At 70.2% G+C, this 19,904-nt stretch carries 17 protein-coding genes and 1 pseudogene; 4 read left to right on the top strand and 14 right to left on the bottom strand.

All coding sequences use genetic code 11. The features are described 5' to 3' along the window. Nucleotides 1-318: 318 nt before the first annotated feature. The 4 genes from ACW9TB_RS06200 to ACW9TB_RS06185 form a co-directional block, all read right to left on the bottom strand. On the bottom strand, nt 319-1,656 hold the full coding sequence (locus ACW9TB_RS06200) for a hypothetical protein (RefSeq protein WP_472746957.1): 1,338 nt from the start codon (nt 1,654-1,656) through the stop codon (nt 319-321). A 764-nt stretch (nt 1,657-2,420) separates the two neighbouring features. Continuing rightward, nucleotides 2,421-3,695, bottom strand: coding sequence for a glycosyltransferase (locus tag ACW9TB_RS06195; protein ID WP_472746956.1), 1,275 nt, complete (start codon nt 3,693-3,695; stop codon nt 2,421-2,423). Beyond that, complete coding sequence (locus ACW9TB_RS06190; protein ID WP_472747112.1) at nt 3,692-5,908, bottom strand: glycoside hydrolase domain-containing protein; 2,217 nt, start codon at nt 5,906-5,908, stop codon at nt 3,692-3,694. The genes ACW9TB_RS06195 and ACW9TB_RS06190 overlap by 4 nt, the downstream gene beginning before the upstream one ends. A gap of 89 nt (nt 5,909-5,997) precedes the next feature. Further along, nucleotides 5,998-6,828, bottom strand: coding sequence for a response regulator transcription factor (locus ACW9TB_RS06185; RefSeq protein WP_472746955.1), 831 nt, complete (start codon nt 6,826-6,828; stop codon nt 5,998-6,000). Between the two features lie 104 nt (nt 6,829-6,932). On the opposite strand from ACW9TB_RS06185, the gene ACW9TB_RS06180 reads away from it, so the two are divergent. Continuing rightward, nucleotides 6,933-7,373: a DUF6294 family protein gene (locus ACW9TB_RS06180; protein WP_472746954.1), complete on the top strand. Its 441-nt coding sequence runs from the start codon at nt 6,933-6,935 to the stop codon at nt 7,371-7,373. Nucleotides 7,374-7,586: 213 nt separating this feature from the next. On the opposite strand, the pseudogene ACW9TB_RS06175 reads toward ACW9TB_RS06180, so the two are convergent. The 5 genes and pseudogenes from ACW9TB_RS06175 to ACW9TB_RS06155 all read right to left on the bottom strand — a co-directional run. Continuing rightward, nucleotides 7,587-7,862: pseudogene (locus ACW9TB_RS06175) on the bottom strand (SDR family oxidoreductase); the annotation flags it as partial. Nucleotides 7,863-8,034: 172 nt separating this feature from the next. After that, complete coding sequence (locus ACW9TB_RS06170) at nt 8,035-9,021, bottom strand: sigma-70 family RNA polymerase sigma factor (protein ID WP_472746953.1); 987 nt, start codon at nt 9,019-9,021, stop codon at nt 8,035-8,037. A 185-nt stretch (nt 9,022-9,206) separates the two neighbouring features. Beyond that, nucleotides 9,207-10,256 carry a phosphotransferase gene (locus ACW9TB_RS06165; RefSeq protein ID WP_472746952.1) on the bottom strand — a complete coding sequence of 350 codons (1,050 nt, stop codon included), beginning with the start codon at nt 10,254-10,256 and terminating at the stop codon, nt 9,207-9,209. Between the two features lie 104 nt (nt 10,257-10,360). Beyond that, nucleotides 10,361-11,038, bottom strand: coding sequence for a hypothetical protein (locus ACW9TB_RS06160; protein WP_472746951.1), 678 nt, complete (start codon nt 11,036-11,038; stop codon nt 10,361-10,363). A gap of 415 nt (nt 11,039-11,453) precedes the next feature. After that, complete coding sequence (locus tag ACW9TB_RS06155; protein WP_472746950.1) at nt 11,454-12,308, bottom strand: helix-turn-helix domain-containing protein; 855 nt, start codon at nt 12,306-12,308, stop codon at nt 11,454-11,456. Nucleotides 12,309-12,461: 153 nt separating this feature from the next. Between ACW9TB_RS06155 and ACW9TB_RS06150 the strand changes: the two genes are divergently transcribed. Both ACW9TB_RS06150 and ACW9TB_RS06145 read left to right on the top strand, forming a co-directional pair. Next, the gene (locus ACW9TB_RS06150; RefSeq protein ID WP_472746949.1) at nt 12,462-13,067 is read left to right on the top strand and encodes an NADPH-dependent FMN reductase; all 606 of its coding nucleotides are present in this window, start codon (nt 12,462-12,464) and stop codon (nt 13,065-13,067) included. 141 nt (nt 13,068-13,208) lie between these two features. Further along, entirely contained in the window at nt 13,209-13,793 is a 585-nt protein-coding gene (locus ACW9TB_RS06145) for a hypothetical protein (RefSeq protein WP_472746948.1), read from the top strand. A gap of 3 nt (nt 13,794-13,796) precedes the next feature. On the opposite strand, the gene ACW9TB_RS06140 is transcribed toward ACW9TB_RS06145, so the two are convergent. From ACW9TB_RS06140 to ACW9TB_RS06125, 4 genes are all read right to left on the bottom strand, one after another. After that, on the bottom strand, nt 13,797-14,285 hold the full coding sequence (locus ACW9TB_RS06140) for an HIT family protein (protein WP_472746947.1): 489 nt from the start codon (nt 14,283-14,285) through the stop codon (nt 13,797-13,799). A gap of 200 nt (nt 14,286-14,485) precedes the next feature. After that, nucleotides 14,486-15,178: an ErmE/ErmH/ErmO/ErmR family 23S rRNA (adenine(2058)-N(6))-methyltransferase gene (erm, locus tag ACW9TB_RS06135; RefSeq protein ID WP_472747111.1), complete on the bottom strand. Its 693-nt coding sequence runs from the start codon at nt 15,176-15,178 to the stop codon at nt 14,486-14,488. Nucleotides 15,179-15,622: 444 nt separating this feature from the next. Then, nucleotides 15,623-16,303, bottom strand: a complete 681-nt coding sequence (locus ACW9TB_RS06130) for a GAP family protein (RefSeq protein WP_472746946.1) — start codon at nt 16,301-16,303, stop codon at nt 15,623-15,625. A gap of 267 nt (nt 16,304-16,570) precedes the next feature. Continuing rightward, nucleotides 16,571-17,872: a GH1 family beta-glucosidase gene (locus ACW9TB_RS06125; protein ID WP_472746945.1), complete on the bottom strand. Its 1,302-nt coding sequence runs from the start codon at nt 17,870-17,872 to the stop codon at nt 16,571-16,573. A 69-nt stretch (nt 17,873-17,941) separates the two neighbouring features. On the opposite strand from ACW9TB_RS06125, the gene ACW9TB_RS06120 reads away from it, so the two are divergent. Next, nucleotides 17,942-18,598 (top strand): TetR/AcrR family transcriptional regulator, encoded by a 657-nt coding sequence (locus tag ACW9TB_RS06120; protein ID WP_472746944.1) that lies wholly within the window; start codon nt 17,942-17,944, stop codon nt 18,596-18,598. A gap of 98 nt (nt 18,599-18,696) precedes the next feature. Here ACW9TB_RS06120 and ACW9TB_RS06115 read toward each other — a convergent pair whose 3' ends face one another. Next, nucleotides 18,697-19,635 carry an aldo/keto reductase gene (locus tag ACW9TB_RS06115; protein ID WP_472746943.1) on the bottom strand — a complete coding sequence of 313 codons (939 nt, stop codon included), beginning with the start codon at nt 19,633-19,635 and terminating at the stop codon, nt 18,697-18,699. Nucleotides 19,636-19,904: the final 269 nt, after the last annotated feature.

Raw genomic sequence — 19,904 nt, 5'->3', positions numbered from 1 at the left:
GGAACATTGAAGGGGTGTCTACGCGGCATGCTCCTTTCTCGGCACGTAATCTCGGCTGGATGGAAGGTCGTCCGGTGATCGGGGAGACACGGGGCAAGACTGTCCGGCAGGGGAACGTCTCCTTTCGGAGAGTGAAGGGCGTCTGACGACCGTTCGGTGTTTCGACCCGGCGCCGGATGTGAACGACTCCGGCCGCCAGGTCGATATCACGACGCCCGCTTCTCGATTCGCCTCTCAGCGGGAAGTTTCTCTACCCGGAGAGCATCCTGTGGCCGGCCCCCCTCTTCAGGGCGGTCCGCGGGTGGTGTGCGGAGGGGCTCACGTGGGGAGCAGGGCCAGGAGGTTGGGGGGGAAGTGGGTGAAGTCGTCGGGGCGGATGGCGCGTAGGACGGTTGCCGCGAGTACGGGGTCGAGCTGGATCATGAGGCGGGCGGTGTCGGGCTGGCTGAAGAACTGCACGGTCATGGACAGCAGTTCGGTGTCACCCGAGGAATAGAGCTTGGCGGGATAGTACTTTCCGCTTCTCTGCTCTGTTGGCTTCGCGTAGTACGCCTCGAACGCGGGCATGGCGCTGATGTCGAAGGCCGGTTCGGGCTTTTCTGATTGGGGATAGATGTTGACGAGCAGGGCACCGACCATTCGCATTCTGATGATCTGGTGCAGGCGCATCCATTCGACCGCGGGAAGGTAGAACTCGACCTGGTGCCCGATCTCGTGCACCACTGTCGGGGTCTCGTCCATCACCGAGAGGCGCACCTTGTTGCCCACTCGCGCGGCGTTCGCCCGATACTGCGTCACCCGGGTGCCGATCCAGAACAGGCCGGGCACGACGGTGTCCTCGGTGACCTCGATGTTCGACACGTGCTTCGCGGGGGGCCTGCGCGACGGCTGTACGAGGGAGGCATAGATGATCATGCCTGTCGGCGCGCTCTTGTAGAAGCGCTCGGCGTACGTGCCGAAGTGCTTCTGGGCCTTGCACGCGGTGGTGACCACGATGCTGGGCAGGGTGCCGCCCTCGGAGCCGGAGCCGATGGCGAGCTTGTTGTTGTACATGGCCTGGACCACCGGGAGGGCTTCCAGGGCCTGGACCAGCGCGTTCTTCTCACCTGTGGTGGGATCGTTGGGCGCGTGCGTGGCCTGGAGGATCTGGTCGGCGGCCTCCACCAGGGGGTCCTTGACGGAGCCGGGGGCGTGGTTCTGGATGAGGAGCTTCAGGTCGGCGGGGACGTCCGCGTGGTTCAGATAGAGCCGCCGCTCGCACGCGACGACGTACGGGTCGAGGCGCGTGCGCACCTCCGTGCCCACTCGCGCGACCTCGTTCTCGGTGGCGGCGATGTTGTTGGCCGCCGTGTAGGTGTTGGTCGCCTTGGTGGCGACCATGGACACGAAGGAGGCGACCGAGGACCCACCGGCCATGAGCGAGCACGCGTGCACCGCCGCGTCGATGTGGTTGTTCAGGAGGGCCAGCGCGGGCGCGCCGAGATTGCCGAGCTGGGGGTCGGGGATCGCCGCGATGAAGTCCATGACCGCGCCGTCGCATATCGCGTTCTGGGTGATCCCGGCTTCCTTGACGTGGTCCTCCAGACGCGTCAGAAGCAACGGGAAGGGGGTTGGCGCGACCGCGCCGGGGTCGCACTGCGTTTTGGAACGATCCATCCGCATGCCGCTATCGGGAGATGGCTGGGCGGGAAACATGGGGGGACCTCTTTTCGGGCATCGGGACATCGAGACGAAGGTGCGGTGGTGAGCCGGTGGCCGGATCCACGCTGAACGAGGGATGGCGTTCGGCGGAAAGGATGGCTTGTGAAGCGTAAGCCGGGTACTTCGTCCCGGCAATTACCGATATGTGTCCGGATTAGGACACTTAGTGTAGAAATTACACTTGATTGCGTCATAAATTCTGACAATCACCGAAGGGGCCTCGTCTCGTCGTCCGCCTACCTTCGGTGACCTGTCCCGCTGCGGTCCTCACGATTTCCGGAGGCGTGCTCGCCTGTTGTTCACGTACCTCCGGTGACTCGTCTCGCGGCGGTCCTCACAAATTCCGGGGCGCCTCGCCTTGTTGTCCGAGTACCTTCGGTGGCCCGTCTCGCCGCGGGTCTCGCTCTGTGGCCCGAACGCGTGACACCGTCGGTGGCGCTGTCGGAAAAAACACGTGGCGCCGCCGGGAGCGCGGTGCCGTCAGAGATATGGCATCGCGGGAAGTGCGGCATCGACGGGAGTACGGCGTGCCGGGGCCGTGCCCGGCGTACGCCGTGTGTTCCGTCGCCGTGGAGCCGTGGAGCCGTGGAGCCGTGGAGCCGTGGAGCCGTGGAGCCGTGGAGCCGAGGGGCCGAGGGGCCGTGGAGCCGAGGGGCCGAGGGGCCGTGGAGCCGAGGGGCCGAGGGGCCGAGGGGGCAGGGTGCGGGGGGCGTGCGAGGTCAGTGGGCCTCGGTGGCGAGTGCGCGTTGCGGGAACAGGCCGTCGAAGACCGCGGCCCGGTCGAATGCCATCGCCCGGGTGCGGGCGCGGTGTTCCAGGTCCTGCCGTTCGGCGGCGGACATGTCCAGGACCACCCGGTCCACGGCCGCGGCCAGGCCGTCGATGTCCCTGGGCTCGACGATGACGGCGGTGTCGCCGACCGCCTCCAGGGTCCCGCCCGTCATGGTGGTGACGATCGGGCCGCCTCCGGCCAGCATCTTCTCCGCCAGGGCGATGCCGAACGTCTCGACGAAGTCGGGCTCGGGCTTGGTCGGCAGGGCGTAGGCCGCGCAGCCGCGCATGAGCAGCGGCTTCTCGTGGTCGTCGACGTCGGTGAGGACCACCACCCGGCCGTCCTCCTTGGCCATCGCCTGTATCTCCTCCAGCGCGGGCCCGGTGCCGACGACGACCAGCTTCACGCGCGACCGGCAGCGCATCCGGCCGTAGGCGGCCAGCAGGTCGTGGACGCCCTTGGCCCGGGTCACCCGGGACAGGAACAGGATGTATCCGTCGCGCTCCAGGCCGCGTTTCGCGAGTGCGACGTCCACCCGGGCCGGATCGAGGTCGAGGAAGGCGGAGGAGTCGATCGGCGGGTAGCTGACGGTCACGCGGCTCCGGCACTGTTCGGCGAACCCGGTGCCGCAGTGGGCGTCCACCTGCTCGGCCGAGGCGATGATCTCCTCCCGGGTGTACTCGGAGACCGCGACGACCTCGTCGTTGGCCAGGAACGTGGTGAACAGCACGGTCGCCGCGCCGAACCGGCCCTCCCGCAGGCACGACCGGATCACGTTGGTCACGTCGGAGCCGACCGCCTTCACGACGGTGTGCACGTTCGGCGCGAACCCGGCCGCCCGCGCGGACGTGACCGCGTCCATGACCACCGAGGCGTGCGGGACGATGTACATGGACAGGCAGGTCGTGGGGACCGGTTCGGCGAGCAGCTCGACGAGGCGGCCGGTGAGACCGGCCTGGTGGCGCCCGTCCGGCACCCGGTAGTCCCCGACCGCCTCCGGACGCTCCACGGTGATCCCGGGACTGTACGGCAGCAGTCGGTCGAGCGGCTTGAGTGGCAGCCCGGCCGCCTGAAGGGCCGGAATCGGCCAGGTCAGCAGCCGTACGTCGTCGAACCCGCGGGTCAGCGCCACCTCGGCGAGGTTGCGGGCCTCGCCGGAGTGGCCGCAGATGACCGGGTCGGCCCTGACGACGATGACGAGACGGCGACGGGGGTTGGTCATCGTGTTTCCTCCGGGTTGGCGGGCGGATCGGAAAGGGACGGCGGGCGGACCTCCCGCCCCCACCCCGACGGCTCCGGACCCAGCCGCAGGTGCAGCACGCCGCCCCGGTGCACGGTGGCGGCGCTCAGGTGCGTTGCGTGCAGAGGCCTGCCGTTGAGGGTCGCGGACTGGACGTACTGCGCCGGTGGGTCGCGATCGGCGCCGTCGACACCGATCGGCGTCTCACGGTGCCCGCTGGTCTCGATGACGAACTCGTTGTCGCCCGCCCGGAGCGCGGCCCTGGCGAACGCGGGCGCGTTGACCAGGAACAGGTTCTGCCCGGCGATCGGGAACAGCCCCAGCGACGCCCAGACGTACCAGGAGCTCAGGCCGCCGGAGTCGTCGTTGCCGGGCAGCCCGCCGGGTCCGGTGCCGAACTGCCAGGTCAGCGCCGCCTGCACCACCTCGGCCGTACGGTCGGGCCGTCCCGCGTAGTGGTACGCCCACGGCGCTTCCATGTCGGGCTCGTTGTTCAGCCCCTCGAACCGGTTCAGGGCGTATCCGGCCGCCATCTCCGCCGCCTGGGGGCGCCGTCCGGGCTGCGTCACCGGTGCGGCACCGAAACCGAAGAACCTGTCCAGCATGCCGACGAAGGCCCCGTCGCCACCGGCCAGGGCGATCCTCGCGGCCATGTCGTGCAGCAGCCGGAACGAGTAGTTCCACTTGCCGCCCTCGTAGAACTCCGAGTCGCGCAGCAGCCCCGTACCCGGGTCGAAGGCGTTGGACCACCGGCGCCCGCGGTCCTCAAGATCGTCGGCCAGGCGCCGGTCGTTCAGCGCGCGGGCGACCTTCGCCGCGCAGTGGTGGCCGTAGGCGAGGTCGAGGGTGTGGGTGATCGGGTGCACCACCCCGTGCTCGAAGAACTCCTCGCCGTACATGCGGCGCAGGTCGTCGACCATGTGCACGAGCGCCCAGTTCCAGTCCAGGCCCGCCCGGCCGAGCGCGTGGGCGTCGGCCAGCGCGGTGTGCACGAGCGCGCTCCCCTGACGGTAGAACCGGTCGGCGCCGCGGGCCATGCGGTACCCGATGGGGAAGTTGCCCTCCTCCTCGCAGACCCGGATCAGCGACTCCAGCAGGTCCGCGGCCCGGTCGGGGACGATGGCCGCGAGCAGCGGCAGCTGTGTCTTGTAGATGTCCCACATGGTGCACACGTCGAACGCGAACGGCCCGGAGTTCGGCCAGAACGGGCTCTCGTCGTCGCCGAAGCACGGCTTGATCAGCGAATGGTAGAGCGCCGTCGCGAACACGGTGCGACGGGCCGGAGTGCCGCCCTCGACCTGGACGCGGTCGAGGTGCTCGCCCCAGCGGGACCGGGTCCGGGAGCGGACGACGTCGAACACCGACCGCGCGCTCCCGCCCTCGCGCTCCAGGTTCTCGCGCGCCTGGTCGCACCCGCGCAGCGAGAACCCCAGCCGCACCTCGATCGTCTGCCCCGGCTCGGTGGGGCCCATGAAGAGCATGCCGAAGGGCCGCAGCGTGGTGTGCCGGATGCTGTCGAAGTCCAGGCGGGTACCGCCGTCGATGAGCCGCCGGTCGTACCAGAGCATCTGCCGCCAGCCGGGGCTGTCGACCTCCAGGTACACCGACAGCGGGACGCCCTCCATCACCACCGTGCCCTGGGCCCGGCCGTGGCCCATGCTCTCCACCTGCGCCCGCAGCGGTACGGTACGGCCGTGCTCGATGGCCAGGCCGCCACAGGAAAGGTCGACCACCACGCGGGCGCTGCTGTGCCCGGGGAAGGTGTAGCGATGCACGGCGACCTTGGTGCCCACGGTGAGCTCGCAGCGGACCCCGGTGTCCAGGGTGGCCGCGTAGTAGCCCGCCTCCGCCACCTCGTCGTGCAGCGGCCAGGACTCTCCCAGCGCGTCCAGCGGCTGCACCATCGGGGTGACCCGGACGTAGTTGTAGTACTTGCGGATCGCGCCGGTGCCGGACTGCTGGAAGTGGGTGAACCCGGACGCCTGCAGCCGCCCGAACATCTCCTCGGGCACGCCCTCGGTGTTCTTCGTGTACCGCCCGTACCCCGTCGGGTACGCGCCGGAGTACGCGCAGGCCGAGACCATGCCGAGTGGCGACGTGGCGCCCGGGTGGGTGTTGCCCACCTGGGGTTTCGGGCACCACCAGGTGGCGGCCAGACCGCGTGCCCGAGGCAGGTCGGTGGCCGCTACGCCGATGAAGGGGTCAACGTTGTCGAGGATGGCGGGACTCTACCCAGACGAGATACCGTCGTAGGTTTCGGTGAGGTGAAATCCTTCGTTCAGCGTCACAAAAAGTCCTGAAGGGGATTGGTCTCCGCTGTGTCGCTACGGGGTGAAGGTTCGTCCGGTGGCGGAGTCAAGGGCCCGGCCGGGCCGCGGGGCTCCGGGTCCTTTCCGGCCCGGGAGGCGTTCAGCCAGAGGGCCGCCTGGATGTGGCTGTTCACTCCCAGCTTGCGATAGATCACTTCGAGATGCTTGTCCAGGGTCCTGATGGAGATCTCCAGCCGTCGCGCCGCGACCTGGCGGGTGAGCCCCGCGGCGACGAGTTCGAGGACCTGTTCCTCGCGCGGCGTCAGACGGCTTCGCGCGGCCGGGGATCGTGACAGGCGTGCCTTGCGATCCATGGCGATCAGCAGGGGGTGAAGCCTTTCGACGAACTCGCGTTCCTGCTTCGTGAACGTCCCCTCCTCCCGGCCCAGCGCGAACGCCCGCATGGTGCCCAGAGGGGACAGCAGGGGAAGCGCCAGGTGGTCGTAGAAGCCGGTGACGACGTGGATGTCGGAACCGGTCGCCGAGGAGCGCCAGCGTTTGAGGCTCATCAGATCGGTGACGGCCAGGGGCCTGCGGTCCGTGGTTCGCACGTAGTGCTGGATCAGCGGGTGGCGTTCCATGTTGCGGCGGGTGACGTCGGTCATCGTCGCGGTCGGCAGGCGGGTCCTGGGCCACCCCAGCCCCGTGACCCCGTCCACGCCGACCTCGGAGAAGGTGGCCGTGGGGCACTCGAGCACCTGCTGGAGCAGTTCGGCGATCCGGCCGTAGTCGATCTCGGCGGGATTCATGGCCACGAGTTCCACCGCCAGGTCGATCACCTGGTCGTATCTGTTCTTGGACAGCATCGGATCCCCCTGCGGCTCTACGTACTTCCGCGTATATCGCGACGGACGGCGCGTGCCAACAATTCCGTGGAAGAACGTCCGGTGAAAACGAAAGGGAAAGTCTCATGCGCGATATCCGCAGGACGGTGGGCGCGGTCGTGGCCACCCTGGCACTGACCGCCGGGCCGGCGCTCCCGGCCACGGGCGCGGCCCACACGCTCGCCTCCAAGACCTTCACCTGGAACAAGGCGATGACGGTGGGCGACTGCACGATGTTCGAGGGCGCGCGATGGACGCTGTACTCGGATGGTACGGCGACGTTCGACGCCACGGTCACCAGCGGTGACGACAGCGACGCCTGGCTGATGTGGGCGTACCTGAAGGACTCAGGCAACGCCGTCCTCGGAACGGTGATCAACAACCGCATCCAGGACCCCACCGACCATGCCAAGTTCGTCAAGAACCTGCCCAGCGAGACCCAGCGGTACCGGTGGTTCGCCTCCGGCCGGTTCGACGCCCGCAAGTTCAACCTCATCCGGCGGATGTCGCTGGGCAAGCACTGCTGAGTCCGGGGTGTGTCGCCACGTGAGCACCGCCGGGTCCGGGGCGTGTCGCCGAGTGAGCACTGTCGGGTCGGAACCGGCGTGAGCGTCCGGTCCCCCGGTCACCGCCGGGGGACCTCCGCACCGGAGACCATGCCCGTACGGGGTGACACGGGTCGTCCGTGAAGGCCGTCCGCCTGATAGCGGGAAACTGTCGTACCTCCTGGGCCATGATCGTCAGTCCATGACCGCGCCGCAGGTCATGTTGATCGCCGCGCCTGTCATGGTGCGGGCCCAGTCGGAGGCGGCGAAGACGGCCACGTTGCCGACGTCCTCCAGGGACGCCGCCCGCCCGGTCAGGGTCTGCCCGACGATGTCCCGCTCGATGGCCTCACGCCGGTCGAAGTCCACGGGGATCGTCTCGGGCAGGCCACCGGTCCGCAGGGTGACGACGCGTATCCCGTACGGCGCGAGCTCGGCGGCCAGCTGGCACCGCATGGCCTCGACCGCGTCGCGTTCCTGCCCTTGAGCAACATGGTCTGCCTCCTGCGCGTTGGTCGGGTCGTGTCACCGCCTACAACCCGGGGAGGGCGCCGAACTCATCGCCCGGCGCCGAAAACGCGCGACGCCGAGGCCGCCTGACGCTGAAATCGCCTGGTGTCGAGGTTGTCCGGTGTCGCGGTCATCAGTTCGCGATCTCGTCCGGGAGGCCGAACATGGCGAAGATCTCCGGCGTCAGGAACGAGACGACCTCGGCGATCTTCGTGCCCCGCAGCGCGAGCAGGTCGAGCCCCGCCGCGACGTAGACCTTCCTGTCCTCGTCCCACATGTAGGTGCCGTACGCGAGCTGTCCGTTCGCGTACGCCGGAAGGAAGCGCCACCGGTGGCTCAGCGGCCCCTCGACCAGGAAGGCCCTGATCCCCTCGCGGCCCTCGTACCATTCCGGCAATGGCGGCATCGCGTATCTGGCGTCGTCGGTCAGCATCGCCACGATGGCCTCGACGTCTCCCGCCTCCCACGCGGTGGCGTACCGGTCCGCGATCTCCCGGAGCTCCGCCTCGTCCGTGGTGCCCGTGTCGGGAGGCCGGGGGCCGAGGGCCCTGCGGGCGCGCTGCAGCGCGCTGTTGACCGACGCGACCGTGGTCTCCAGCAGGTCCGCGACCTCGCGTGCCGAGAATCCGAGGACCTCGCGCAGGACCAGGACGGCCCGCTGGCGAGCCGACAGGTGCTGGAGCGCGGCGACGAAGGCCAGCTCCACGCCTTCACGCGCCATGTAGCGGGCCTCGGGACCCGGTCTCTCGTCGGGGTACGGCTCGATCCACGAGATCTCGGCGAGCGGTGCGGCCCCCGGGCTGAGATCGGCGGGAAGCTCCCGGCGACCCCGGCGTTCGATCAGCGTCAGGCACCTGTTGGTCGCGATCTTGTACAGCCAGGCCCGGATCGAGCCGCGGTCCTCGAACCGCTCCAGGCCCCGCCAGGCGCGCACCAGCGTCTCCTGTACGACGTCCTCGGCGTCGTGGACCGATCCGAGCATCCGGTAACAGTGCGCGTGCAGCTCGCCGAGGAACGGATCGACCAGACGCCCGAAGGCGTCGGAGTCACCCTTTCGCGCGGCGTCCAGCAGCCGTGCTCCCGGCGCGTCGGTCTCGGATCCCCGCCCAGGCTCGCTCATCTCGCGGAACCCTACCGGCGAGCCCCGGCGGCTCGCCGGGCCCTCCGCGACCGTGACCGCCGGGACGACGTCACTCGTGGTGGCGGGCCGAGGCGGTGCCGATGACACGTGCGCGACCGTGACCGCCGGGGAGGCCGGGACGATGTCACCGCGGGCGGACCGTCGGGCGGGGCGGCCGGGGAGGATCAGGCCCCCAGCGCGATCCACGAGTCCGCCGCCAGGGATCCGAAGGACCGCAACGGCGCCTTCGCGAACTCGCCCGCGTGCGCGTACCCCCGGGCCCGGATCGACCGCTCCCAGACCAGGGTACGAGTGATCTTGCCGACCTGGCAGGCCAGCTCCAGCTCCTCGACGAGTTCCGCGTGCGGGGCGAGGTCACCGAACACCTCCAGGTAGGCGTCCCTTGGGCGCAGGATCGCCGGATCGTCGGGGGCGACCCCCAGACGGAGGCGCAGGAATCCGAGGGCGACCAGCATGCTGGCGAACGGGTGGGCCACGACACCGTCGCCCCAGTCGTAGAACCGTACTCTTCGGGCCCGCGCGGGCCCGGTCACCAGGATGTTCCAGGGGTGCAGGTCGTTGTGGTCCAGGCTCGGCGGTACGGACGCGGCGGCCAGCCGTTCGCTCCACGAGACGAAGATGTCGCGCATGGCGGTCACCCGCCGGTGGATCTCCCTGTCGGACGTGTCGCCGTACCGCTCCACGTACTCGCCGACCGCGTGCGCCGCCTCGTCGAACCGCCGGGGCATGACGGCGGCGCGCATGTCGGCGACCCCGAGCGGCGGCAGGTCCTCGACGTACGGCATGAGGTCACGCTGGAGCAGGCCGTACTCCGGCAGGACCGTCACCAGGGCGTCGGCCAGGGCGGCGCCGTCCACACGCTCTCCCAGGGGCGTCCCGCCGTCGGGCAGCACGACCCACCCCCGCGCGACGTCAACGGCGATCGGGGGCGGGATCCGGTCCGGCGCGACCCGCAGCAGGAGCCGGTAGAGCCCCACCTCGAACGCGGTGTCCGGTCCGGGGGCCTTCAGCCACACCGGGCCGCCGGTGGTGGGCGCCCTGAGCACCGTCCCCCATGGCCGCAGGTGCGGCTGGGTGACCTCGCCGGTCCGTTCCGTCCCGGCCTCGGCGAGCCGCTCGTCCAGCCACGACACCGCGTTCCGCCGCCAGGCCGCCGACGACCAGAGCGCGGTTCCGTGCCCGGGATCCGCCCCGAGGTGCTCCGTACCCGACATGTCTGCCTCCTGCGCGTCGATGAGGTCCGTCGCCGCGTACAACCCGCGGAAGCCCGAGGAATCATCGCCCGTGACGGAGCACTTCGCGCCGAGAGAGACGCGCGCTAGTCGAAGAACTGCCAGATGCTGAACCTTCGCACGTAGAGGGGGGCGGAGTCCCGGCCGAGCACCCGGATCCGCCTGACGCGGGTCTCCTTGTCCATCGTGACCTTCACGCACGTCAGGCACGCCCCGTGGGGTCCCGGCAGGGCGTAGTAGGAGATGGACGCGGCGCGGTGCCCCAGCCCCCGGTCGGAGAGCCCCAGCCCCACCTCCCGGTAGATGCGTCTCGACCCCTTCAGGTTGAACGCGGTGGAGCCGATGAGCGCGTGGTTCGACTTCGGCGGGCAGTGCACGAATATCCGGACGTTGCTGGCCTGGCGGGGCCACGGGGGGAGGACGCGGAGCGACGGGACCTTCTTCAGCGCCGTGGGGATGGTGTTCCTGCCGCCCAGGGAAGGCAGCGAAACCGTGTGGTCGGTCTTGGTGGTGAGGGTCGCGGTCGCGGTCGCCGTCGCCATGGCTGTCGCGTTCACGGTCGCGGTGGCGCTGGCGACGGGGGTGGGAGTGGCTTCGGCGTTGGCCGTGGCGGTGGGCGTTGGGGTGGCTTTGACGTTGGCGGTGGGTGTCGGAGCGGTTTTGGCGCTGGACGTGGTGGCGGGGGCGGGAGCGGGGGGAACGGTCAGGGCGCTCGGGGCCGCCAGGAAAGTGGCGGCCACTCCGATTCGGATGGCGAGACGCATACGCTCCTCCTGCCGGACGCCCGGGTCGCTGTACGGTCGTCACGTGGCGTGACATGGGTGTCGGTGGAGGGGATCCGCCCGGGACGACTCGGATGAGGGCATCGCGCGTGTGTCCTGACCAGGCTGATCGTCTCGATTATGTCGGTTGTGGCGCACCGTGGGGGGAGCCACGCTGGTACGGACCCGGTCGTGGCCGTATGCGGGTACGGTCCGCGTTCCCGGCGCCGTGTCCGGAAGGCCCCGGGGCGTCGCCCGCGTCTGGCCTGTCCACGTACTCGCCCGGCCTGTTCACATGCTCACGCGACCTGTCCACGCGCTCGCCCGGCTTGTCCGCATGCTCACGCGGCGTTCATGTGCTCGTCCGGCCTGACCACGCGCTCGTACGGCCCGCGCCCGGCGGGCTGCGCGTCCCGTGTCAGCCGGACACCGCGCGCAGTGCGCCCGGACGGCGTCCGGCGAGGCGGTCGAGCGCGGCGGAGGTGGCGTCGTCGGCGGGGAGATGGACGACGAGGCGCTGGTCGTCGTCGGCGGGCAGTTCGAGGGTCTCGTACGCCAGGCGCAGCTCACCCGCCTCGGGATGGATCAGCCGCGTGACGCCGCTGAACTTCGGGAGGCCGGGCAGGGTGTCCGCGCGCCCGGCGAAAGCCGCCCCGGAGGTGACGGTCAGCTCGTCGGCGAGTGCCGCGATGTGCCGGTCCCCCCGGAACGGCCCCTGCTTGAGAACGGCGACCTGCTCGTCGGCGACCCGGTCCCAGTCGGGGTAGGCGGCCCGCGCCCGGTTGTCGGCGAACACGAAGCGGGCCAGGTTCGGCGGGTTGCCGTCCAGCAGGCCGATCGGTCTCGCCAGCCGCTCGTACCCCTCGGTCCAGGCGAGGATCTCGCTCAGCCGGTTGAGCAGCACGGCGGGGGCGGGCTCCAGCTTGTCGAGCAGCGCCCGTACGGTGGGGCGCACCGCGCGGGTCGGCGTCGCGTCGCCCATGCAGTTGAAGCCGCCACCGGCCCCCTTGCTGAGCCGGTGCAGGTGGATGCGTTCGCTCGCGGTCAGCCGTAGCGCGTCGGCCAGCGCGGAGAGTACGGGCGCGGACGGGCGCCGGTCGCGCCCCTGTTCGAGCCGGGTGAGGTACTCGACGCTGACTCCGGCGAGTGTGGCCAGCTCGGCCCTGCGCAGGCCCGGTGTGCGGCGGCGGGGGCCGGTGGGCAGCCCCGCCTCGGCGGGCGTGACGGCTTCACGGCGGATGCGCAGGAACATGCCCAGCTCGTTGTCGCTCACGTTTCGAACGTAACAGTCGTGGCCGCCGGGGTCGTGGCCCTGTCACTACCAGTCTTGGCCCGGCCTTCCTGGTCTCCGGCCCGCCCGGCAGGTTGGGGACGTGACCTTCACGGTCACTCCGAATCTTGGACATCTTGGACAGGGAGTACAGCCATGCCCAGTGAGACCCTCAACCTCGCAGTGATCATTGGTAGCGTCAGGGACGGACGGTTCGGCCCGGTGGTCGCGAACTGGTTCACCGAGCAGGCCGAGCGGCACGGCCGGTTCACGGTGGATCTCGTCGACCTGGCGGACACGCGCCTGCCGCTCGAACTTCCGGCCATGCCACCGGCGCTCGAACCCAACATGGCCCGTCCCGCGGAGATGGCGGATCTCACCCGGCGGATCGACGCGGCCGACGCGATCGTCGTGGTGACGCCGGACTACAACCGTAGCTTCCCGGCCTCGCTGAAGGCCGCCATCGACTGGCACTACACCGAGTGGGAGGCCAAGGCGATCGGCTTCGTCGGCTACAGCGGGGGGAGTGGCGGCCTGCTGGCGGTGGAACAGCTGCGCCAGGTCTTCGGCGAGCTGCACGCCCACACGGTCCGCGACTACGTCAGCTTCCCCCGGTACTACGAGCTGTTCGGCCCCGACGGCACCCTCAAGGATCCCGAGGGCCCCAACGGAGCCGCGAAGACGATGCTCGACCAGCTCCACTGGTGGGGCTCGATCCTCCACGACGCCCGGCGCGACCGCCCGTACACCACCGAGGCGTAGGACCCGCTCGGAAAAGCTGTTTGCCGTCGTCGTACGCCGGGTTAGGCTGCCGCCACGCTCTCGCTGATCTTCGCGAGCCTCGTGGATCTCCAAGTGGATCTCCAAGGAGGACCGGACGTCACATCCCGGAGGGAAGACTTCTTGACACTGTTCGTCCATCTCACGGCGGAGAAGAACATCCGATCGGTCCGGCGGGCCGGGATCCGCGCGCGAAGCCGTGACCGCGACGGCCTGCGGGGGCTGTTCTGCCTGCCGGTCCTGCCCTCCTACCAGCTCACCCATCAGTGGGTTCGAGAGCTGAGACGTGGCGGGCGCCGTACGGTAGCGGCCGTCGACTTCCGGGTGCCCGACGACGAGCCGGTCCTCGTGGGCCACTACGGGTGGGAGCACGAGAGGCTCCCCAGCGCCGAGGCCGCCGCTCTGATCGCCGGATGCGACGACGCCCGGGGGTACGAGGTCTTCGTTCCCCGGGCGATCACCGCGAAGGAGATCCATCGCGTCCGCGCCGTGAACCAGGTGACCGGCTGGAGACACATGCCCAACGCCCACGGCCTTCGTCCGTGCCCCGACTGCCTCGCGCCCGGCGAGTACGGGGCGGCCAGGATCCGGAAGGCGGCCATGAGGGCCGAAGGCGCCGCGAGCCCGGTGTGGACGGACGCGGACGAGGACACGGCGGGTCCCGGGTGGGTGGACGAGGACACGATGGAGCTCGCGGGGACGGGCTGAGGGCTAGTCTCCGTCGCGGGGCACGGTCTCGGCGACGGCTCCCCGGAGAGCCCGGCCGAGTTCGGCGGCCGTCTCGTCCATCTGCTCGGTGGTGACGTGCTCGCCGGGTGTGCGGTTCATGAACCCGAACACCCTGGGCCCCCGCAGCTCGCCCGGCAGGTCGCTCATGCGCGGCACGATGTGGAAGTGCACGTGGCCGAAGCCCTCCAGCTCGGCGAACTGCACCACGTACGTCTTCACGCAGCCGGTCACCTCGTGGAGGGCCCGCGACAGCCGGGTCTGCCACTGGCCGAGAGAGGACGCCTCGGCGTCGGTCAGGGCCGCGATGGTCGTGACATGGCGGCGGGGGACGAGCACCAGCCACCCGGGCAGCGCCGTGTTGATCGCGTGTGCCACCCGCCAGTGGTCGTCGAACGCGATCCGCTCCCGCGGAGGCGACACGTCGAACCGTGCCTCCTGATCGCACGGGTAGCAACCCGTGGAAGTCGTCATGCCGCCGATGTTACGAGATCTCATGACTCCACCTCCCGTTTCACGTCAACGCTCTCCGGCCGACAAATCGCTCGGCTGACAAAAAACGTGACACGGGAGATGTCGCATTCGGGGCTTCCCGTTCGTCGTATAGGTGGGGGTAGGTGGGAGCCCGGGTCCGGCCGATGGGGCGGGCCGGACCCGGGCGATTCCCCGGTATTTCAGTGGAGGCGTTCGAAGAGCGTCAGCCACCGGTCGGGATGGACGAACGCCACCACGGTGTCACGGTCGACCCGTGCCTCCGCGAACGCGGCGTCGACCCGGTGCGGCGCGTACCGCATCCGCAGCGAGGCGTGCAGCGAACCGCCCAGCCCGGTGAAGCCGTACTCGACGAACTCCCGCCAGGCCGCGTCCCGGTCGGCGGGCAGCAGCGGGACGGGGCGCGAGCCGATCCGCAGGATCGCGGAGTCGACGGCGGGCACCGGCCGGAAGCTCGCGCGGCCGACACGACCGCCCAGCTCCCAGGAGTGGCCGGGCCACGTCAGCACGGTCAGCTTGCTCCAGCGGCCGAAGTCGCCGGAACGCTTGCGCGCGTACTCCAGCTGGGTGAGCAGGGTCGCCGAGGTGAGCGCGGGCGCGCGCAGGCACCAGTCGACGATCCTGGAGGTGATCGAGTACGGGATGTTCCCGGCGACCGCGAACGGCTCGCGCGGGGCCCGCGCGGTCAGGAAGTCACCCCTGACCACCTCGATCCGCTCGTCGTCGCGGGTGCGGGCGGCGAGCTTGCCCGCGTGCAGCGGGTCGATCTCGTACGCCACGACCCTGGCGCAGTTTCTCGCGAGGGCGAGGGTGAGAGCCCCCTCTCCCGCTCCCGGCTCCAGAAGCAGCTCGTGCGATCCGGCCGCCTCGGCCATCTGCCGGACGGCGTGCGGATCGACGAGGAAGTTCTGCGAGAGGGTGCGTCTGACCCGGTCGCGGTCGGTGCGGCCACCGCCGTTCCTGACCTTTCCCTGGGTGTGTGAATGGTTTCCGTGCGCGAAGGAGTGCGCCACAGCTTTTCGCCCTTTCGGGTCCGAGGTGAAAGAAGGTCTCGGAGGCCCTGGGCGCGCGTTGGGGACGCGTGAAGAACGAAGAAGAGGTGAGGCGTCCCTAGCGAGCCGAAGGCCGGCTGTCGTGGGGACGGATCACGTAGCCGACCATCTGGCTGGCGAAGTACATGCACATGATCCTAGACGATACGGCCCGTATCGTTGACTAGCAAAGGGTTTTCCCCCGGCTCCCACCGGGGCGGAGAGATCGAAGCGGGCCCGGGGGACGCCGGGGTCAGCCCACGAGTGGCAGCCAGGAAAACGCCGGGGTCAGCTCATGAACAGGCGGGCCGCCGCGTCGCGGACGACGAGGAAACCGACGATGCCCAGGGTCCAGCCGATCGCGGAGGCCGAGTGCTTGCGCATCCAGGTGCGCAGCCGCTCCAGCTTCGGGTCCAGCCAGCCTCCGGCGACGATTTTGACGCCGAGCAGCACGAGCGACGGCAGGATCATGACGACCACGTACGCCGCGAGCAGCGGTACCCACTGGGCGGCGGGCAGGTCCGCGCCGGTCATGAAACCGATCGCGCCGAGATAGGGAACCATCGTCGCGATCTCCAGCAGGGTGGCGGTCAGCCCCAGGAGGATCATCGTCCCCGGCCCGCCGAGGCGAGGCTCCCAGCGGCTCGGCCCCGCCTTCTCCTTCCGCCGCTTGGAGTCGAAACGGAAGCTGAGCAGGAACAGTCCCACGCCGATCACCAGCTGGATCCAGGAGGCGGTGCGGCTGTACAGGGCCTCCTCGAAGGTGTCGAGGATCGCGGCCAGCCCGAGCATCAGCGCGACGCCGACGGCGAAGTAGAAGGTGGCGACCGTGGCGAGGTAGACCAGCAGGCGCCCGGCCGGGGACCGGTCCGAGGCGAGCAGCAGGTAGGCGGGGATGCCCAGGGTCCCGAAGCTCGTGCTGTCGACAAGCGCCAGGGCTCCCAGGGTCAGTACCAGTTCGGTGGTCAACGTCGCTCTCCGTTGGTGATGCCCGGGGCGCGGCGGCCCCGCGTACCCCACGCGGCCCGCGTCTCCGGCGCGGCTTCCGGCCACGGCGGTGGGAGGCGGGTACGGGGGCGGTCGGTTGGGTTCCGGTTTTCCTCATGTCCGAGCATGCGGGGCCGGACCCTTGGTGACCTCCTACGTGACGTCGAAGCCGTCGTACATCTTTCGGACTACCGCGCCCCGGACGCGGAGACTCTGCCCACGCCGCCACGGCGGGGAGGGCGTGCCGCGTCAGCCGCGTGCGATGCGGTCGCGCAGCCAGTGGTAGGAGGCTTTCGGAGTGCGCGTGCCGGTGGGGAAGTCGACGTGCACGAGCCCGAAGCGCTGGCTGAAGCCCTCGGCCCACTCGAAGTTGTCCAGCAGGGACCAGACGTAGTAGCCGCGCACGTCCACCCCCTCGGCCCGCGCCCGCTCGACGGCCCCGATGTGGCCGTCGAGGAAGGCGATCCTGTCCTGGTCGTCCACGGTCCCGCCGGGGCCGGGCTCGTCGGGCTGGGAGCAGCCGTTCTCGGTGACGTAGACCGGCGGGAGGGCGTCGCCGTAGCGGGCCTTGAGGCCGGAGAGGAGCTCGCGCAGGCCGTCGGGGACGACGGGCCAGCCGAAGGCGGTGGTGGGGTAGCCGGTGACGCCCGCGTCCTCGAACGGCAGGCCCTCGCCGATGGGCGCGGCGATCCGGGTGGGGTTGTAGTAGTTGATCCCGAGGCCGTCGAGGGGCGCGCCGATCAGGTCCAGGTCGCCGTCGCGGACACAGTCGAGACTCACCCCGTACGCGGACAGGTCGGGGTAGGCGCCGAGGAGCACGGGGTCGTTGAACAGGCGGTTGTGCAGGATGTCGTAGGCGTCGGCGGCGGCCAGGTCGGCGGGGTCGGAGGAGGCGGGCCAGACCGGGGTGCAGTTGTTGGTGATCAGGACCTTCTCCGCGCCGCGCGCCCTCAGCTCCCGTACGGCCAGGCCGTGCCCGAGCAGCTGGTGGTGGGCGGTGGGGAGCGCGTCCAGGACCAGGGTCCTGCCGGGGGCGTGGGTGCCCAGGCCGTAGCCGAAGACCATGTGGATGAAGGGCTCGTTCAGGGTGATCCACAGGGGGATCCGGTCGGCGAGCCTGTCGGCCACGGCCGCCGCGTACTCGGCGAAACGGTAGGCGGTGTCGCGGTTCAGCCAGCCGCCCTCGTCCTCCAGGGGCTGGGGCAGGTCCCAGTGGAAGAGCGTGGCGGCGGGGACGATGTCCTTCTCGCGGAGCGCGTCGGTCAGCCGGTCGTAGAAGTCGAGGCCCGCCTGGTTGATCGCGCCCTTCCCATCGGGCTGGACGCGCGGCCAGGCGATGGAGAAGCGGTAGGAGTTCGTCCCGAGATCGGACATCAGCGCGATGTCCTCCGGCCAGCGGTGGTAGTGGTCGCAGGCCACCTCGCCGGTGTCGCCGTCGCGGACGCGGCCGGGCTCGCGGGTGAAGGTGTCCCAGACCGAGATGCCTCGCCCGTCTTCGGCGACGGCGCCCTCGATCTGGTAGGACGCGGTCGCCGTGCCCCACAGAAACATCCCGACCTCCAAATAGTGTGAGTCTGGCTCAGGTTAATCCCCCGTTCTGTCGTGGGGGATGATGGGGAGATGACGAACGTCTCCGGGGGAACGCTTCGCCGCCGACCCGCCCAGCGCCGCAGCCTGGAACGGGTGGAGCGCATGCTGGACGAGTGCGCGCGGTTGTTGGACGAGGTCGGCTACGAGGCACTGACCACCAAGGAGGTCGCGCGCCGCGCGGAAGTGCCGATCGGCACTTTCTACCAGTTTTTCCCCGACAAGCAGGGGCTTGTACGCGCGCTGGCGATACGTAATCTGGAGGCGTTCCTCGGCCGGATCACGGCCAGGCTCTCCGAGGTGCGGCTGTCCGAGTGGACGGAGATGGTCGACCTCGCGATCGACGAGTTCGTCGCGATGAAGCGGTCCACGCCGGGGTTCGCGGTCGTCGACTTCGGGGGAGTGCTCGCCACCCCCGGCGGTCCCATCCTCAAGGGGACCGATCGCATGCTGGACGCCGCGCTGGAGAACAACGCCATCGTGGCCGACCGGCTCCGCACGATCACCGTGGAGGTGCTCGGCGCCCCGATCGGCCCCGGGATGGACCGGGTGCTCTTCGTCGCGGTCGAGGCCGCCGACGCGGTGCTCAAGCTCGCCTTCCGTTCCATGCCGGACGGGGATCCCGAGCTGATCGCCGAGTGCAAGCACCTGGTCCGCCGCTACCTGTCGGCGCACCTGCCCCAGGAGTGACGCCTCCCGCCGGACGTCGCCGGTGTCCGCCGCAGACGGACACCGCCAACGAACGTCGTCAGTGAGTGCTTTTGGCGAGTGCCGCCGGTGGGGTGTCGTCAGCGGGCGGCGTCCAGGCGGGCGCGGTGCTCGCCGTCGAGTTTGAGGTCCAGGGCGCCCAGGGCCTCCTCCAGCTGGGCCGGAGAGCTCACGCCGACGATCGGGACCGTCGTCACGTCACCGCCGATCAGCCAGGCCAGCACCACCTGGTTGACGGTCGCGCCCAGCTCGCCCGCGATCTCCCGCAGCACGGCGAGCCCGCGCGCGGTGCCCGGGTGATCGTAGATGTCCCGGATCGGCCGGTCCTCGCGGGTGTACGCGCCGAACATGAGCGTGTTGTACGCCCACAGGGTCAGACCGGGCTCCGAGCGCAGATAGTCGAGCATGTCGTCCTGGACCAGCACGTGACCCGACTCCGGCAGCCGTACCCCGGGCCGGGGCCGCAGGTAGGTGTGGCGGAGCTGCACGTTGGTGTAGAGCGGCCAGCCGTTCGCCCGCGAGGTGGCGCGGGCGCGCTCCAGGCGCCAGGCCGGTACGTTGCTCGCGCCGATCTCGCGGACCTTGCCCGCCTCGGCCAGTTCGGCGAAGGCGCCCAGGGTCTCCTCCAGGGGAACGGAGCGGTCCTCGATGTGCGCCCAGTACACGTCGACGTGGTCGGTGCCCAGCCGCCGCAGGCTGCCCTCCGCCGCGGCGGCGATCGCCGTGGCGGACAGGCCCTCGGCGGAGTCCAGGGTCCTGTCGCCGGGGACGGTCGGCCGCCCGCCGCACTTGGTGCTCAGTACCATCCGGTCGCGGATGCCCCGGGCGGCCAGCCAGCGGCCGACGGCCAGCTCGCTCTCGTCGCCGGTGGCGCCCTCGTTCCAGAACGGGTAGTTGTTCGCGGTGTCCAGCAGGGCGCCTCCGGCGTCGGCGAACCGGTCGAGGATCGCGAAGACGGCCCTGTCGTCGAGGGTCGTACCGAAGGGGATGGTGCCCAGGGCGAGGGGGATGTGTGTCATGGACATCACCTTGGACGCTGGAGTGGACTCCAGGGCAAGTGGGCCGTCCGGTACGCGGCACGCGCGGCCGGTCGGCGCCGTCCCCGTGGCGGCCGGGTGTGGTCACGGCACCGGCCGCCCGGCCGGGACGTCGTTGTGATGGCCGCGAGGGCATCGGTAGGGTTGTGGATAGATTTGTCGTCCCGGGTCCTCTCGGGGGGATGTGTCGAGGCTCTGAGCCGGTGTGTGGCGCACCGGATCGGGGCCGTTTTTGGTTGTGGTTTTCTGGT

The sequence above is a fragment of the Streptosporangium sp. H13245 genome, from assembly GCF_055690525.1.
The sequence above is the reverse complement of the archived record's forward strand: the minus strand, read 5'-3'. Positions and strand labels throughout refer to the sequence as shown.

What these genes read in the sequence shown, in the direction of transcription:
- ACW9TB_RS06200 (WP_472746957.1), bottom strand. Translation starts at nt 1,656, where the DNA reads ATGGATCGTTCCAAAACGCAGTGCGACCCCGGCGCGGTCGCGCCAACC.
- ACW9TB_RS06195 (WP_472746956.1), bottom strand. Translation starts at nt 3,695, where the DNA reads ATGACCAACCCCCGTCGCCGTCTCGTCATCGTCGTCAGGGCCGACCCG.
- ACW9TB_RS06185 (WP_472746955.1), bottom strand. Translation starts at nt 6,828, where the DNA reads ATGCTGTCCAAGAACAGATACGACCAGGTGATCGACCTGGCGGTGGAA.
- ACW9TB_RS06180 (WP_472746954.1), top strand. Translation starts at nt 6,933, where the DNA reads ATGCGCGATATCCGCAGGACGGTGGGCGCGGTCGTGGCCACCCTGGCA.
- ACW9TB_RS06170 (WP_472746953.1), bottom strand. Translation starts at nt 9,021, where the DNA reads ATGAGCGAGCCTGGGCGGGGATCCGAGACCGACGCGCCGGGAGCACGG.
- ACW9TB_RS06165 (WP_472746952.1), bottom strand. Translation starts at nt 10,256, where the DNA reads ATGTCGGGTACGGAGCACCTCGGGGCGGATCCCGGGCACGGAACCGCG.
- ACW9TB_RS06160 (WP_472746951.1), bottom strand. Translation starts at nt 11,038, where the DNA reads ATGCGTCTCGCCATCCGAATCGGAGTGGCCGCCACTTTCCTGGCGGCC.
- ACW9TB_RS06150 (WP_472746949.1), top strand. Translation starts at nt 12,462, where the DNA reads ATGCCCAGTGAGACCCTCAACCTCGCAGTGATCATTGGTAGCGTCAGG.
- ACW9TB_RS06140 (WP_472746947.1), bottom strand. Translation starts at nt 14,285, where the DNA reads ATGACGACTTCCACGGGTTGCTACCCGTGCGATCAGGAGGCACGGTTC.
- erm (WP_472747111.1), bottom strand. Translation starts at nt 15,178, where the DNA reads ATGGCCGAGGCGGCCGGATCGCACGAGCTGCTTCTGGAGCCGGGAGCG.
- ACW9TB_RS06125 (WP_472746945.1), bottom strand. Translation starts at nt 17,872, where the DNA reads ATGTTTCTGTGGGGCACGGCGACCGCGTCCTACCAGATCGAGGGCGCC.
- ACW9TB_RS06120 (WP_472746944.1), top strand. Translation starts at nt 17,942, where the DNA reads ATGACGAACGTCTCCGGGGGAACGCTTCGCCGCCGACCCGCCCAGCGC.
- ACW9TB_RS06115 (WP_472746943.1), bottom strand. Translation starts at nt 19,635, where the DNA reads ATGACACACATCCCCCTCGCCCTGGGCACCATCCCCTTCGGTACGACC.